Consider the following 14,168-nt stretch of genomic DNA (forward strand, 5'->3'; position numbering starts at 1 on the left):
CTGGCGGGCAGCCGCAGGCCATGCTTGTGGGGTGGCCTTGGAGGTGAAGGAGGGCTTGGCCAGGCAAGCCCTCTTTCCCGTTTGCCGCGGGGAGCGGCAAGGTCAAATATCATCCGCGTGAGCGGATGCAAAGCCTGTTTTGACTTGGCAATGGCAACCCGACTTTCATCCAGATCCACTGCGTTTAACTTCGCGGGTCTCGCCCCGCCGGCGAGGTACTTTGCTTTTGCTTCGCCAAAAGAAAGTACCCAAAGAAAAGGCGACCCGCAGCGCGTCGAATTCCCGCCCCAGCCGCACCGCCCAGGGCGCGGCCGGAACTTGCGGCGCGCTAGCGTCGCGCCGCTGCGGACAGCCGACCGCTTAAGACCCTGAGCGGCACGCCTGCGTCGGCTCGCGCTGACGGGAGCAGGTTTCGTTGGTACGGTCTTGCGATAACGGATCACTGTTTGGACCGTCACCAATACAGGTCAATATTTTCTCCATGCCAACGTGCTAGCATGACTGGTGTCGGCCAAAAGCGGAAATCTACAATACAACTCTACCCGGAACTCAAAGATGAGCTATGACCCGTTTGATGCAGAACGCGATGAAATGTACGAACAAATCAGCCGTGAACTTTACCCAGAACACAGGATACAAGCTATCGCCGAATTTACTGCAGAGCGTCTACAGTCATACTACAAAAATAACTCGACTGTTATGCGCCCAGCCGTAGATGCTCTCCAAGAGGGAAAAAGGCTCAAAGAAAATGGCCATAGCAGCGCCGCTGTAGTTTTCTTCGTCACGGCCATCGAGCTTCTACTTAAGGCAACGGTCCTAAAGCCAGTGGTGCATGGCCTTGTCCACAGCGAAGGTCTTGCCGATGCAATAGTCCAAATGGTTCTTGGTCAATCAGGATTTGATAGATATTCGGATCTACTTGCAAAACTGTATATTGAACTTGTAAAAATTGACATTAAGTCCGTCCGTCGCTCGGATGGTGAAAAATCACTTTTAAGTGAGTGCACAGCGCAGCAGCGACTACGCAACAGTATCGTTCATCAAGGTGCCAAAGCTTCTCCTGAACAAGCAGAGCTAGCAAGGTTAGTTGCGGTAGCTGTCTATGATGAGGTGGTTGCACCAATGCTGGGCAAACTCGATCTACTTGTCATTGAGCATGGGGAGATAGTTCCGGCAAGTAAGTTCCGGTGCTGAGATAGGCAAAAGTGGAAGGCAGCTTTGGGTCGAAAGCAGAAATTCCATTCTCCATGTTAGCTTTGCCATACGGAGTCACCTACTTCTCCCGGCCTTTCCCACCGCACCGACGCCACCCACGGGCCCCGTCAAGCATGCCGACGGGTGGCCGGGGCGAGGTCTTAAGCGCCTGCTTTGTCTGAGCGATTTGACGTTAGCAAATCGCGAGTTCAGGCGCGCCTCGCCGCGGTCAGGCCCCGGATGGGAGCCGCAGGCCATGCTTGTGGGGTGGCCTTGGAGGTGAAGGAGGGCTTGGCCAGGCAAGCCCTCTTTCCCGTCCGCCGCGCGGAAGCGGCAAGGTCAAATATCATCCGCGTGAGCGGATGCAAAACCTGATGATTTCCGCCACTTATACTCGCATCGTGGCGGAACGCCCCGTTAAATTCCGGGTTTTCCGCCCTGCAGACTGGCACTTTGCCAAAGTCATGCGCGGTGACGATTTTTCCAGCGACGTGCAGGTATATGCCCGGTGGAGTTACGGGTAAATCCGAAACGCCGACATACCTGCACATCTTGCCAGTGCAGCCTCCCGTCCTTACCCTTGTCTGCCCAAGTGGCGGGCCATAGCCTTTCTTGGCTGTGTGAATTCACACGGTCGGGTTTGGCGATCCGTTTTTACTTGGCAGGCTGAGTGTCTTTAACTGAAGCCTGTTTGCACACCTGCACGCATCCATTGTCTATGGCGGGCCAGGTGGGGAGACCTTCGGGTCTGCCGGGTCCAAGTAACCGGTTCGCCAGCCCCGCTTTGGCCTGCCACCCGCCTGGCGACGAGTTGGCAGCTATACCCCTCAACTTGGAGTCCATCATGGGTAAGCGTCCTTCGTTATCTTCGGTTAGTCCTCCTCGCGAATTCACTTTTCAACGCAAGCCGCTACGTGTGTTTCAGCATGAGCAAGGCCCGCGCTTTGTCGCGGCCGATGTCGCCAAACTGCTCAAATACCCCGATGAAGCCGCCCTGCAAACTGCGCTGGGCGGCAAGGCCGGCTGCCTGCTGAGCCCGGCCAGCGGCCCGTCCCTGCTTACCCTGAGCGAGGCCGAACTGCGCCACGCCCTGCGTGCCGGCCGCAAAACACAGGCGCAAGCGCTGCAACTCTGGCTGGATGACACCTTGCTGCCCATCTTGCGCAAAGGCACACACGCTGATCAGGACAAGCTGCAACTGGCCTACGCACTGGCCGGTGAGGCGGCGCGGCAGGTGGGGCAGGCGGTGTGGGAGTCGGTATTGGCCGGAGAGGTTGACGGCCAGCACTCGCGCTGGCTGGTTTCCTTGCACTATCAGGTGCAGCAGGGGCAGCGGCGGCCGTCCGGCAATACGGTGGCCTTGCAGGCCGAGGTGAGTGCGCTGGCAGCCTTGGCTGCTTGTGTGGCGGAGGAGAGAGCGCTGCCGGTGAGCAACCGCGATCTGATCAAACTGGCGGCGGCTTGTCATTTGCGCCTGGCCGAGCGCATGCAAAAACAGGCGCTGCGGGCCTAGCGCCGTTCACCGCCCCGGCGGGTGCCGGGGCTGGAGGGCTGGATTGCTGTCCGTGCGCAGCTGGCGCGGGCTCAGGCCCGCAGCAGCGGCAGCCGTTCGAAATGTCCGCCAAACAATGCGCGGGCGTCCTTGCCCCACCAGTCCTGTACCACCGTGGCGTAGAGCTGGCGGAAATCGATGGCGTGCGGCAGGTTGCCATCCGTCACGCCGGCCAGCACCGGTGTCTGGCCATACAGGCCACCCTTGACCCGGCCGCCCAGCATGAAGTGACTGTTGGCGGTGCCGTGGTCGGTGCCGCGATTGCCGTTTTCGCGTGGACGGCGGCCAAACTCGGCATAGCTCAGCACCAGGGTGTCGTCCCAGCGGCCTTGTGCCTGCAGGCGGTTTTGCAGCAGGGCCAGGCCATCGGCCAGTTCGCCCAGCAAGCGGGCCTGGGTGGGTTGCTGGTTGCCGTGGGTGTCAAAGCCGGTGAGGGTGATGCGCGCTACCGCGATGCGGGTGCCGTTCTGCAGGATGTCGGCCAGGGTGTTGATGGCCTGGGCAAAGCCGCCTGCCGCGCGTGGTGGGGCGGTGGGGGCTTCGGCCGGGTTGGCGGGGGCTTTCATGGGCGCTTGTTGCAGGGCGGTGGCGGCGGTGCGGATGTCGCCTTCCACCTTGAGGATGTGCGACAGTGCGCCGCTATGTGCGCCGGCTTGCTGGTCCGCCGCCAGTTTGGCCTGGCGGGCGAAGTCTTGCGGATTGTTCAGCACCACGGCGCGGGCGCCGCCGTCCAGCGGGCCGAGATTCTGGCTGGACAGCACGACGCCGTCGGCGGCAAAGCTGGCGGGCACCGGCTGGCTGCGAAACAGCCGGCTGAGCCAGCCTTCTCCCAGGTATTGATTGCTGGCGGAGGCGGTTTCCCAGATTTCGATGGAACGGAAATGCGACAGATTGGGCTCGGGATAGCCCACGCTTTGCAGTACTGCCAGCTGCTGGTGTTGCCATAGCGGCATCAGGCTGGTCATGGCCGGATGCAGGCCGACCTGTTCATCCAGTTGCAGTACCTGTGGCCGGGGAATGCCGATGGCGGGGCGCAGGCGGGTGTAGTCATCGCTGGCATAGGGGATGACGGTATTGAGGCCGTCGTTGCCGCCCTTCAGTTCGATCAGGATCAGCAGCCGCTGGTAGCCGGCCGGTGCCAGGGCATAACTCAGATTGGGCAGTACCGAAACCAGCAGGCCGGCACCCATGGCCTTGAGAAATTCACGGCGTTGAAACATGGCAGAGTCCTTGGTGATGGTTTCAGTGAACCTGGTAGGCCGGGTCGAGCAGCAGGGGGGCGATGGCTTGCGCGCCGCTCATGCCTTCCGGCAGGGCTTGTGCCGGCGGCACCGCCAGCAGCAGGCGGGCGCTGTCGGCTGCGTTGCGGACATGGTAGATGGCGGCCCATTCATCCGGTTGCAGCCTGATCGGGCGCAAGCCGGCCTGGATAAGCCGCTGGATGCGTGCCTGGCGCCCGCTGGCCTCATCCATCTGGCCGTCGGCCTTGATGAAGCTGTTGCGGATGGGGGCGGCGTCATGGCTGAGGCGGTCGAGGAACTGCTTGCGCGTCAGCAGGGTGGCGCTGTTGATCCACACTTCGCCGCCAGGCCAGCCTTTGACATTGGGCGGGTTGAATACGTCCTGGCCCAGCTGGCGGTTGAGCCCGGCCAGTGCGCGCCAGTCGGGCGGTGTCAGGTCGAAGGTGACCAGCGTGCCCACGGTCAGTTCCAGCGGTGACTTGATCAGCTGGCCCTGGCTTTGCCAGAAGGCCGGGGTCAGCAGCATGGCGCGCAGCAGCGGCCGGATTTCGTAATTGTCGCGGTAGAACAGCGCGGACAGGCGCTGGATGTCGGCTTCGTTCGGGGTGGGCGAAACCAGGTTTTTCCATAGTTTGATGGTGACGAAGCGGGCGGTCTGCGGCTTGCGCAGCAGCATGTCCAGCACATCGTCGCCATCGAAATTGCCTTGCTGGCCAAAGATGGTCTTGTCGCCGTTGTCATGCTGGTTGGGGCGGTAGACAAACTGGAAGTCCTTGTCCAGCGACCAGCCGGTAAAGGCGCGGGCGGCTTCGCGGATGTCCTGTTCGCTGTAGTGGCCTTCGCCCAGAGTGAACAGCTCCATCACTTCGCGGGCAAAGTTTTCGTTTGGCTGGCCCTTGCGGTTATTTACCGTGTCCAGATAACGCATCATGGCCGGATCGCGGGCGATGGCGTGCAGTAGCTGGCCGAAATTGCCCAGCGCCTGATGGCGCAGCAGCACATTCTGCTGGTACATCAGTTGCGGCACGCCGACCTTGTCCAGGCCGGAAACAAAGTGGTTGTGCCAGAACAGGGTCATCTTTTCCGTCAAGGGGCTGGGCGTGATGCGCATTTCCTCCAGCCACCAGCCACGCAATTCTTGCGCATGTTCGTTGCGCTCTTTTTGCAGGGCCTTCTTTTCGTCTTCGGTCAGATTGGGTTTGCCGGGGCGGTCGAAGGGTTCGTTGACCCAGGCGGGCGGCGCGGTGAGGGCTTTGTCACTGGTGTGATCGAGCAGGCGATCCACCGCTTGCTGGCGGCTAAGCGGGGCATACAGGGCAATTTGCGCCGGATTGGCACCAAAGCCGGTACGGGACAGCAGGTGGCGGGCAGCTTCTTCACCAATGCCGGCCCAGGCTGTCAGCGGCAGCAGGCAGAGCAGCAGCAGGCGGATGGCTGTTTGCGCATGCGATTTCATGGGAAACGCTCGCTCTTGGGGATGAGCCAGGCCGGCCAGATCTGGCTCGGCCACGCTGGCCGGCTAGGTTCTGGCCGGGAGTGAGTTGGAATATGGCTAAAGTTTACTTGCCGATTTCCTTGCTGACTGTGTTTTCTTCCTGGTTCAGCGTTTTTTGTTCCTGCTTGGTGATGTGACCGTGGTGTTGACGGGCATCAGCACGTTCCTGCTGGCGGATGGCGCGGTCTTGCTGGTGCAGCTCGCGGGCTTGCTGCTTGTTGATTTCGCCTTCCTTGCGTTCCTGATGAATGCGCTTGTCCTGATGGTCGAGGCGATGGTTGACTTCAGCGCGGCGCGGGTGTTGTTTCTGCCATTCGGTCTCGGCCGCGGCGCTGCCCGACAGGGCGGCGAAGGTGAGGGCGGACAGGCTGATCAGCATGATGCGGGCGGACAGTTTCATGATTTTGCTCCCTGGGTTATCTGCGTGGACGACGGTTTGCACAAGCTTGCTGTTGTTGTGAATTCATCATGGAGGGAAAGTGTGTACAATTCGTTTTCTGTCTGCTGCAGGCTGTTAATTTTCGTGAACAAACGGTAACGCCTTGTAAGCAAACATGTCGGCAGGTATCTGAATGATGCCGCCAATCACCAGGGGTGCCCGTTGCGGGCTGAGAAACACCCTAGAACCTGAACTGGATAATGCCAGCGGAGGGAGCGTGATGCAGAAGGCCCTACCATCTGTTGTTTCGCTTGCTCCGGCGATTGCGCCTTGTCGCACGGAGAATGTCATGCAGTTGTTCAAAACCACCAGTCTCATCAGCGCCTTGTTGCTGGCCGGCCTGAGCCATGCCGCCGAACTGCGCGTGCTCACCCATAGCTCGTTTGCCGTCGCCAAGCCGCTGCTGGCGCAGTTCGAGCAGCAGAACGGCGTCAAGCTCAACATCATCAAGGCGGGCGACGCCGGCGAGATGGTCAACAAGCTGATCCTGACCCGCGCCAATCCGATTGCCGATGTGGTGTACGGCATCGACAACACCATGATGGGCAAGGCCGCCGCCGCCGGCGTGCTGCTGCCGGAGCCGGCAGAGCGCAAGTCCGGCCAGCCGCAGCTGCCGGGTGCCACCAGCATCGACTACGGCTATGTCACGCTGAACTACGACAAGGCCTGGTTTGCCAAGAAGCAGCTGCCGCTGCCCAAGACCCTGGACGACCTGACCCGCCCGGCCTACAAGGACCTGCTGGTGGTGGAGAACCCGGCCACGTCCAGCCCCGGCCTGGCATTTTTGCTGTCCACCATCTCCGCCATGGGCGAGACCAAGGCCATGGCCTTCTGGGCCAAGTTGCGCGACAACGGCGTGAAGGTGAGCAAGGGCTGGACCGAAGCCTATTACACCGATTTCTCGCGCAATGGCGGTGCGCGCCCCATCGTGGTGAGTTATGCCACCAGCCCGGCGGCGGAAGTGTTCTATAGCAAGGAAAAACTCAGCACTTCGCCCACTGCCAACCTGTTGCTGCCCGGTGCGGTGTTCCAGCAGGTAGAAGGCGCGGCCTTGGTGAAGGGGGGCCAGCAAGCCGCACTTGCGCGCAAGTTCATTGCCTTCCTGCGTTCGGACGCGGTGCAGAAGGACATTCCCACCTCGATGTGGATGTATCCGGTGCAGCCGGGCATTGCGCTGGACCCGGTGTTCCAGCATGCCGAAAAGCCGGCCGCCCACAGCACGCCTGACCAGCAGCAGATTGCCGCCAACAGCGCCGGCTGGGTCGGCAAATGGACGCGCATCGTGCTGAAGTCCGGCCAGTAATGTCCACCACGCTTACGGTTCCCGACATTCTCAGCCCGCGGCTGATCCTGCGTCACCTCACGCCTGCCATGTTGCGCGCCAGCATGGAGGCGCGGCTGGCCGAGGCGGCGCGCTGGCTGGGTGCGCCGCTGCCCATCAGCTGGCTGGAAGAGGCGGCGGTGATGGCGCTGCGGCTGGAGCAGATGGAAAACGAGCCGGAGTATGCGCCATGGTCGATGCGCGCCATGCTGCGGCGGGAGGATGGCCAGCTGGTGGGCCATATCAATTTCCATACCTGCCCCGGCCATGCCTATCTGCAAGGGCGCGGTGATGTCGAGCTGGGCTACACCGTGCTGCCGGCTTTCCGGCGCCAGGGTTATGCCAGCGAGGCCCTGCTGGCCTGCGCCGGCTGGGCGGTGGAAACCGCCGGGGTCAAGCGCTTTGTGCTGTCCATCAGCCCGGATAACCTGCCCTCGCAGGCGCTGGCGGCCAGCCTGGGTTTCCAATGGCTGGAGCAGGTGGACGACCCGGAGGACGGTCCGGAAGATGTGCTGGTTGCCGACTGGCCGTTTACCCGGCAGCACCATGTCTGAGCGGGGGCGTCGGGCAGGGCTGGCCTTGCTGCCGCTGGCCTTTTTGTTGCTGATGTCCATCCTGCCCTTGCTGCGCTTGTTGCAGGAAGGGCAGGGGGCGGTATCCGCCGACTTGTTTACCGACCCTTACCTGCAATGGCGGGTGCTGTGGTCCTTGCTGCAGGCCGCTGCCAGCAGTGTGGCCGCCTTGCTGATCGGCCTGCCCGTTGCCTGGTGCCTGGCCCGTTATCGTTTCCCTGGTCGCAGCCTTAGCCTGCGCCTGCTGATGCTGCCCTTTGTCATGCCCACCCTGGTGGCGGCCATGGGGGTGCTGGCGCTGTTCGGGCCGCAGGGCTTGCTGGGGGTCAATCTGCAGGATACGCCCTGGCTGTTGCTGTATGGCAATCTGTTTTTCAATCTGCCGCTGGTGATTCGCGCCGCCTGCGAGGGGCTGGCGCAGCTGCCGGCCAGCCGCATTGCTGCCGCGCGCACGCTGGGTGCCACGCCCTGGCGGGTGTTCTGGCGGGTGGAATGGCCGGCGGTGCGGCCCTGGCTGTTGTCGGCCTTGTGCCTGGTTTTCCTGTATTGCTTCTCCGGCTTCGGGCTGGCGCTGCTGCTGGGCGGGCAGCGCTATGCCACGGTGGAAGTGGAAATCTACCAGCTGGTGTCTTATGAGCTGAAGCTGGCGGATGCCGGCGCGCTGGCACTGTTGATGCTGCTGGTGACCGGTGCCATTGCCACGCTGTATGCCTGGCTGGAGCGCCGCCTGGCGGCGCCGCTGAAGGTGGACCCGGTGCTGCCGCGCCGCCCGCAGGGCATGGAGTGGCTGCAGCTGGCGGCGGCGCTGGCCATGTTGCTGCTGTTTGCCGGCCTGCCCTTGCTGGCGGTGCTGTGGCGTGCGCTGCAGGCGCTAGCGGTTTCCGGTTTCAGCCTGCTGCACGACGAGGAAGTGCTGCTGGCACTGGGCAATTCGGCCCGTTTCAGTGCCATGGCCGTGCTGCTGGCAGCGCTGCTGGGCTGGCTGCATGCGCTGGCGGCACGGGGCAGCCTGTGGCTGCGGGCGCTGGCCTTTCTCCCCTTTGTGGTGTCCCCGGTGTGCGTGGCCTTTGGCCTGTTGCTGCTCTACCCGCAGTGGAGTGCCAGTCTGCCTTTGTTGCTGGCCAGCTATGCCTTGCTGGCCTATCCCTTTGTCGCGCGCAGCCTGGCGGGGGCGCTGGACAGCCTGCCGCGCCACTGGCCGCAGGCTGCCCGCAGTCTGGGGGCCAGCCCGCTGCGGGTGTTTGCCCGTGTCGAATGGCCGTTGCTGCGTCCGGCCTTCCGCCGCGGGCTGGCCTTTGCGGCGGCCACGGCGCTGGGCGAATTTGCCGTGACGCTGTTTTTGTCGCGGCCGGAATGGCTGACACTGACCACGCTGATCTACCAGCGCCTGGGCCGGCCGGGGGCCGACAATGCCGCCAGCGCCATGCTGCTGGCCTGTCTGTTGATGTTGCTGGCGCTGCTGGCTTTTCTGATCATCGAATGGCCGTCTGCCGCTGAACGGCCCTTGCGCAAGGAGTCCTGACATGCTGCGACTGGAAGGCGTATGCAAGCGCTTTGGCCACAAGCTGGTGGCCGACCAGCTCAGCCTGAGCGTGGAGGCGGGTGAAGTGCTGGCCCTGCTGGGGCCATCCGGCTGTGGCAAGAGCAGCCTGCTGAAGATGATTGCCGGGCTGGAGCAGCCCGACAGTGGCCAGCTGTCGTTTGCCGGTGCCGACCTGGCCGGCGTGGCGGCGGAGGCGCGCCGTTTTGCGCTGATGTTTCAGGACTTTGCCCTGTTCCCGCATCTGGATGTGCTGGGCAATGTCTGCTTCGGCCTGATCGAACACGGGGTGGCGCGGGCGGCGGCGCGGCAGCAGGCATTGGCTTGCTTGCAGCAACTGGGGCTGGCCGGCATGGAGGCGCGCAAGGTATGGACGCTGTCCGGTGGCGAACAGCAGCGGGTGGCCCTGGCGCGGGCGCTGGTCACCCGGCCGCGGCTATTGTTGCTGGATGAGCCGTTTTCCAGTCTGGATGCCGATTTGCGCCGGCAGTTGCAGCAGGAGTTCCGCCAGCAGTTACAGCAGGCGGCCATCCCGGCGCTGCTGGTCACCCATGACCGGGAGGAGGCGTTTGCCCTGGCCGACCGCGTTGCGGTGCTGCAGGCAGGGCGCCTGGTGCAGTGTGCCACGCCGGCGCAATTGCTGGCGGCACCGGCCACGCCCTGGCTGGCGCGTTTTATCGGTTACGAAAACGTGCTGGCCGAGGGGGTGGTGCCGGAGCAGGCCTTGCGGCTGGGGCCGGAGCAGCCGGCAACGGCGGTGCGCCGCATCATCCAGCTGGCGGACGGGGTGAGGGTGACGGTGGCCGGTGCGGATGGCGAGCTGACCTTGACCCTGTCTGCGCGTGAAGTGCAGCAGTATGCGGCCCGGCTGGAGGTGGGCAGCCTGTTGCATGTCGGCATCGACCGCGCCGCCATGCTGTCTTATTCCGCGGCCTGCTGATCAGCCGGCCAGCTCGGCGACCGGCTGGCACACATCCACCCAGCTGCCCTGGGTGATGTCGGCCATCAGCGCGGGGCTGATGCGCACTGCGCTGTGAATGGCGCCGGCGGCGGGTAGTACTTCGTCGAAATCCTGCAAGGAGCGATCCAGGTATACCGGTAGCGGCTGGGCCAAGCCAAACGGGCAGACCCCGCCCACCGGGTGGCCGGTCAGCTCGACCACTTCTTCCTGGGCCAGCATCTTGCCCTTGCCAAAGCTGTCCTTGAACTTGCGATTGTCGATGCGGGCATCGCCACGGGTGACCAGGATGATCACTTCGCCACTGGCCAGGCGGAAGGACAGGGTCTTGGCAATGCGCCCCGCTTCCACCCCGTGGGCGGCAGCCGCCAGCGCCACGGTGGCGGTGCTCACTTCCAGTTCGATGATGGGGATATCCAGTTGACGGGCGGCGAAGAAATCGCGAACGGATTGCAGGCTCATGATCAAAGGCTAAACAGGGTGAACGGCACTCCACACTAAACGCTGCGCGGCAGGCTGGCAAGGTGTGCAGCCTGTCGCTCAGGCTTTACTGTCGGGCGATTTCACTCAGCTTGTCGCTGATGTCCTGTGCGGTGGCGGCCTGTTCTTCCGCGGCATTGGCGATTTCCACCACGAAGTCACGCACATTGTTGATTTGTTCAACAATGGCGGCAATGGCCGCTTCGGCTTCGGCAAAGTCGTGTTCGGTGGACTTGACCTGTTCGCGGCCTTTGTCCATCGAGCTGATATTGCTGTTCACTTCTTGCTGGATATCGCGAATCATGCCGCCGATTTCCTGGGTGGCCTTGGTGGTGCGCTCGGCCAGTTTGCGCACTTCGTCGGCCACCACGGCAAAGCCGCGTCCCATTTCACCCGCCCGTGCCGCCTCGATGGCCGCGTTCAGTGCCAGCAGATTGGTCTGATCGGCAATATCCTTGATCACGCTGACGATCTGGCCAATGGTTTCCGACTGCTTGCCCAGAGAGCCGAGATTGTCCGCCGTGTCACTCACCAGCTCGCTCACCGCCCGCATCGCGCTGGAATTGTTTTCTATCATGCTCTTGCCCTTCCTGGCCCGGTCCAGCATTTCATTGGAAGAGTCCGAGGCGGAGGCGGTACGCACGGCGACCATTTCGATGGTGGCGGTCATGGCCTGCACATTGCCGGAGAGCTCGCCGATACGCTCTTCCAGAAACAGCCGTCGCTGATCGTTGGCCTCCCGCAAGTTCTGGGCTTCTATCTCGGCCGAAATATCCTGGAAACTGGCCATGAAACACAGCAGCTTGTTGCTGTCCTGATTGTCCCAGATGGGAAAGACCTTGGTCTTGAAGGTGACGCTGCCGACCGGAATCAGTGCTTCATGGTGGGTGATGCGGCGTGCGGCAATGTCTTGCAGGATGTGGCGGATGCGCTCCGGGTCGCGGTGAAACTGGTGGATGCTGTGCTGGAAGGCATTGTTCACGTCCACGCCGCTGCGGAATTTCTGGTTCATCATGTTGCGGTGACTGGCCAGCACATCGCGCGCGGTGCGGTTCATGTAGAAGATGGTGTTTTCCGGCGTGGTGTCGGCCAGCATGATCAGATTGTCGACGTGGTCGAGCATGGCCGTGAACTGGTGCAGCTGTTGCTTGCTCTCCTGCTGGTCCTGCTTGGTGGTGCCAAATCCGAACATGATGCACTCCTGTCAGTGACTTGCAGCTGGGGGATCATGGCTGCCACAGCGTTCTGGCCATGGGCAGATCAAGCAGCTGGGTGGTGGGGTATAAACAGTTTTAATTAAAGTGCCGGGATAAAAGCGCACTAAATTAATCAGGTATAAGATGCGGGATAATTGAAAATCAAGGTTGAATCGTTAAGCCCTCGCCACAGGTACAGTGTGGCAGCGCGGCCATGCCGTCTGGCATGACCTGAGGAGGCTCATTCCGGCAGCGCCAGCATATGGGTTTCCTTCACTTCCTCCATCACCACATAGCTGCGCGACTCATTGGCATTGGGCAGTTGCAGCAGGATTTCCCCCAGCAGCTTGCGGTACATCGACATGTCGGGAATGCGGGCCTTGATCAGGTAGTCGTACTCGCCGGATACCAGGTGGCATTCGAGGATTTCCGGGATGTTCTGGATTTCGCGGCGGAAGGCATCAAAGATATTGCCCGACTTGGCCGACAGCTTGATCTCCACGAATACCAGCAGTGAGGCCCCCATGGCGTGCGGGTTGAGCCGGGCGTAATAGCCTTCGATCACGCCGTCGCGTTCCAGCCGCCGCACTCTTTCCGTACAGGGGGTGGTGGACAGGCCCACCTTTTCCGCCAGCTCGGTCATGGCGATGCGGCCGTTTTTCTGCAGCCATTTCAATATCTTGAGATCGATCTTGTCCAGCTCGCGCTCGTGCGTGTGTTTTACTTTCATTATTTCACTGCCAATCTTGAATTTGAAAGAGTTATTAATTACAAAACTGTTTTATTTTGGTGAAAAAAACTGCATTGAAATAAATATACTACACAAAATCACTAAGCGCATGATGCGCGGCACGGAGAAAGAGGAAATGAAGGTAATCGTACTGGGTGGTGGCGTGGTGGGTGTATCCACTGCATGGTATCTGGCCAAGGCCGGTGTGGAAGTGACAGTGCTGGAGCGTCAGGACGGCGTGGCACTGGAAACCAGCTTCGGCAATGCCGGCCAGATTTCCCCGGGTTATTCCGCCCCCTGGGCCGCGCCCGGCATTCCGACCAAGGCCATCAAGTGGATGTTCCAGCGCCATGCGCCCCTTGCCATCCAGCCGGATGGCAGCGTTTACCAGCTGCAGTGGATTGCCAAGATGCTGGCCAACTGCAATGAACAAGCCTACGCCCTCAACAAAAGCCGCATGATGCGTCTGGCTGAATACAGCCGCGACATGATCAAGGACCTGCGTGCCGAAACCGGTCTGGATTACGAAGGCCGCCAGGGCGGCACCCTGCAGCTGTTCCGCTCGCAGGCACAAGTGGAAGGCATGGCCAAGGATATCGCTGTGCTCAAGGAGTGCGGCGTGGACTTCAATGTGCTGGACCCGGACGGCTGCGCCCGCGTTGAACCGGCACTGGCCAAGGTCAAGCACAAGCTGACCGGCGGCCTGCAACTGCCGAACGACGAAACCGGCGACTGCAATCTGTTTACCAGCCGTCTGGCCGAACTGGCCGCCGCCAAGGGCGTCAAGTTCCGCTTTGGCGTCAATATCAGCGCCATCGAAACCCATAACGGCCGCATTACCGGCGTGCGTGTCGGCGATGAAATGCTGACTGCCGACCACTACGTGGTGGCGCTGGGCAGCTACTCGCGTGATCTGCTGCAAAACCTGGGCATCGATATTCCGGTGTATCCGGTCAAGGGCTATTCGCTGACCGTACCGATCACCAATCCGGCCATGGCCCCGGTATCCACCATTCTGGACGAAACCTACAAGGTGGCCATTACCCGCTTCAACGACCGTATCCGCGTGGGCGGCATGGCCGAGCTGGCTGGCTACAATCTGGACCTCAATCCGCGCCGTCGCGAAACCCTGGAAATGGTGGTGGGCGACCTGTACCCGGATGGCGGCGATATTCCGGCGGCGACCTTCTGGACTGGCCTGCGCCCGATGACCCCGGATGGCACCCCCATCATCGGCGGCACCCGCTTTGCCAACCTGTCGCTCAATACCGGCCACGGTACGCTGGGCTGGACCATGAGCGCCGGTTCCGGCAAGGTGCTGGCCGACCTCATCACCGGCACCCAGCCGGAAATCAGCGTGGATGGCCTGTCCATCCAGCGTTATGCCAAGCGCGGTGAAAAGCTGGTGGTGCCGATGCACAGCCGCACCGCCGTCGCCGGAGCCTGAGCG

The 14,168-nt window shown here is 62.0% G+C and carries 13 protein-coding genes and 1 riboswitch; of the genes, 7 read left to right on the forward strand and 6 right to left on the reverse strand.

What is annotated here, in order from left to right; all coding sequences use genetic code 11:
* Positions 1 to 555 precede the first annotated feature (555 nt).
* Both JHD64_RS03555 and JHD64_RS03560 read left to right on the forward strand, forming a co-directional pair.
* Complete coding sequence (locus JHD64_RS03555) at positions 556 to 1,194, forward strand: hypothetical protein (RefSeq protein WP_199052281.1); 639 nt, start codon at positions 556 to 558, stop codon at positions 1,192 to 1,194.
* A gap of 844 nt (positions 1,195 to 2,038) precedes the next feature.
* Positions 2,039 to 2,707 (forward strand): hypothetical protein, encoded by a 669-nt coding sequence (locus tag JHD64_RS03560; protein WP_199052282.1) that lies wholly within the window; start codon positions 2,039 to 2,041, stop codon positions 2,705 to 2,707.
* Between the two features lie 71 nt (positions 2,708 to 2,778).
* Here JHD64_RS03560 and JHD64_RS03565 read toward each other — a convergent pair whose 3' ends face one another.
* The 3 genes from JHD64_RS03565 to JHD64_RS03575 form a co-directional block, all read right to left on the reverse strand.
* A complete protein-coding gene (locus JHD64_RS03565; protein ID WP_199052283.1) occupies positions 2,779 to 3,966 on the reverse strand; it encodes a DUF1501 domain-containing protein in 1,188 nt (395 codons plus the stop codon).
* Positions 3,967 to 3,988: 22 nt separating this feature from the next.
* Complete coding sequence (locus JHD64_RS03570) at positions 3,989 to 5,443, reverse strand: DUF1800 family protein (RefSeq protein ID WP_199052284.1); 1,455 nt, start codon at positions 5,441 to 5,443, stop codon at positions 3,989 to 3,991.
* 103 nt (positions 5,444 to 5,546) lie between these two features.
* A complete protein-coding gene (locus tag JHD64_RS03575) occupies positions 5,547 to 5,882 on the reverse strand; it encodes a hypothetical protein (RefSeq protein WP_199052285.1) in 336 nt (111 codons plus the stop codon).
* Between the two features lie 180 nt (positions 5,883 to 6,062).
* Positions 6,063 to 6,154, forward strand: a riboswitch (TPP riboswitch).
* 56 nt (positions 6,155 to 6,210) lie between these two features.
* Between JHD64_RS03575 and JHD64_RS03580 the strand changes: the two genes are divergently transcribed.
* The 4 genes from JHD64_RS03580 to JHD64_RS03595 are packed head-to-tail and all read left to right on the forward strand — an operon-like array spanning position 6,211 to position 10,294.
* Positions 6,211 to 7,224, forward strand: coding sequence for a thiamine ABC transporter substrate binding subunit (locus JHD64_RS03580; RefSeq protein WP_199052286.1), 1,014 nt, complete (start codon positions 6,211 to 6,213; stop codon positions 7,222 to 7,224).
* Positions 7,224 to 7,796 (forward strand): GNAT family N-acetyltransferase, encoded by a 573-nt coding sequence (locus tag JHD64_RS03585; RefSeq protein ID WP_199052287.1) that lies wholly within the window; start codon positions 7,224 to 7,226, stop codon positions 7,794 to 7,796. The genes JHD64_RS03580 and JHD64_RS03585 overlap by 1 nt, the downstream gene beginning before the upstream one ends.
* On the forward strand, positions 7,789 to 9,336 hold the full coding sequence (locus JHD64_RS03590) for an iron ABC transporter permease (protein WP_110313256.1): 1,548 nt from the start codon (positions 7,789 to 7,791) through the stop codon (positions 9,334 to 9,336). The genes JHD64_RS03585 and JHD64_RS03590 overlap by 8 nt, the downstream gene beginning before the upstream one ends.
* Position 9,337: 1 nt before the next feature.
* Entirely contained in the window at positions 9,338 to 10,294 is a 957-nt protein-coding gene (locus tag JHD64_RS03595; protein ID WP_199052288.1) for an ABC transporter ATP-binding protein, read from the forward strand.
* Here JHD64_RS03595 and JHD64_RS03600 read toward each other — a convergent pair whose 3' ends face one another.
* From JHD64_RS03600 to JHD64_RS03610, 3 genes are all read right to left on the reverse strand, one after another.
* Positions 10,295 to 10,774 carry a YbaK/EbsC family protein gene (locus tag JHD64_RS03600; RefSeq protein ID WP_110313254.1) on the reverse strand — a complete coding sequence of 160 codons (480 nt, stop codon included), beginning with the start codon at positions 10,772 to 10,774 and terminating at the stop codon, positions 10,295 to 10,297.
* Positions 10,775 to 10,859: 85 nt separating this feature from the next.
* On the reverse strand, positions 10,860 to 11,984 hold the full coding sequence (locus tag JHD64_RS03605) for a methyl-accepting chemotaxis protein (RefSeq protein WP_199052289.1): 1,125 nt from the start codon (positions 11,982 to 11,984) through the stop codon (positions 10,860 to 10,862).
* A gap of 245 nt (positions 11,985 to 12,229) precedes the next feature.
* On the reverse strand, positions 12,230 to 12,718 hold the full coding sequence (locus tag JHD64_RS03610; RefSeq protein ID WP_059284521.1) for an Lrp/AsnC ligand binding domain-containing protein: 489 nt from the start codon (positions 12,716 to 12,718) through the stop codon (positions 12,230 to 12,232).
* 136 nt (positions 12,719 to 12,854) lie between these two features.
* Between JHD64_RS03610 and JHD64_RS03615 the strand changes: the two genes are divergently transcribed.
* Positions 12,855 to 14,165, forward strand: a complete 1,311-nt coding sequence (locus tag JHD64_RS03615; protein ID WP_110313281.1) for a D-amino acid dehydrogenase — start codon at positions 12,855 to 12,857, stop codon at positions 14,163 to 14,165.
* Positions 14,166 to 14,168: the final 3 nt, after the last annotated feature.

The organism is Aquitalea sp. ASV15 (assembly GCF_016429115.1).
In the GTDB taxonomy this organism is placed as follows: Bacteria; Pseudomonadota; Gammaproteobacteria; order Burkholderiales; family Chromobacteriaceae; genus Aquitalea; species Aquitalea magnusonii.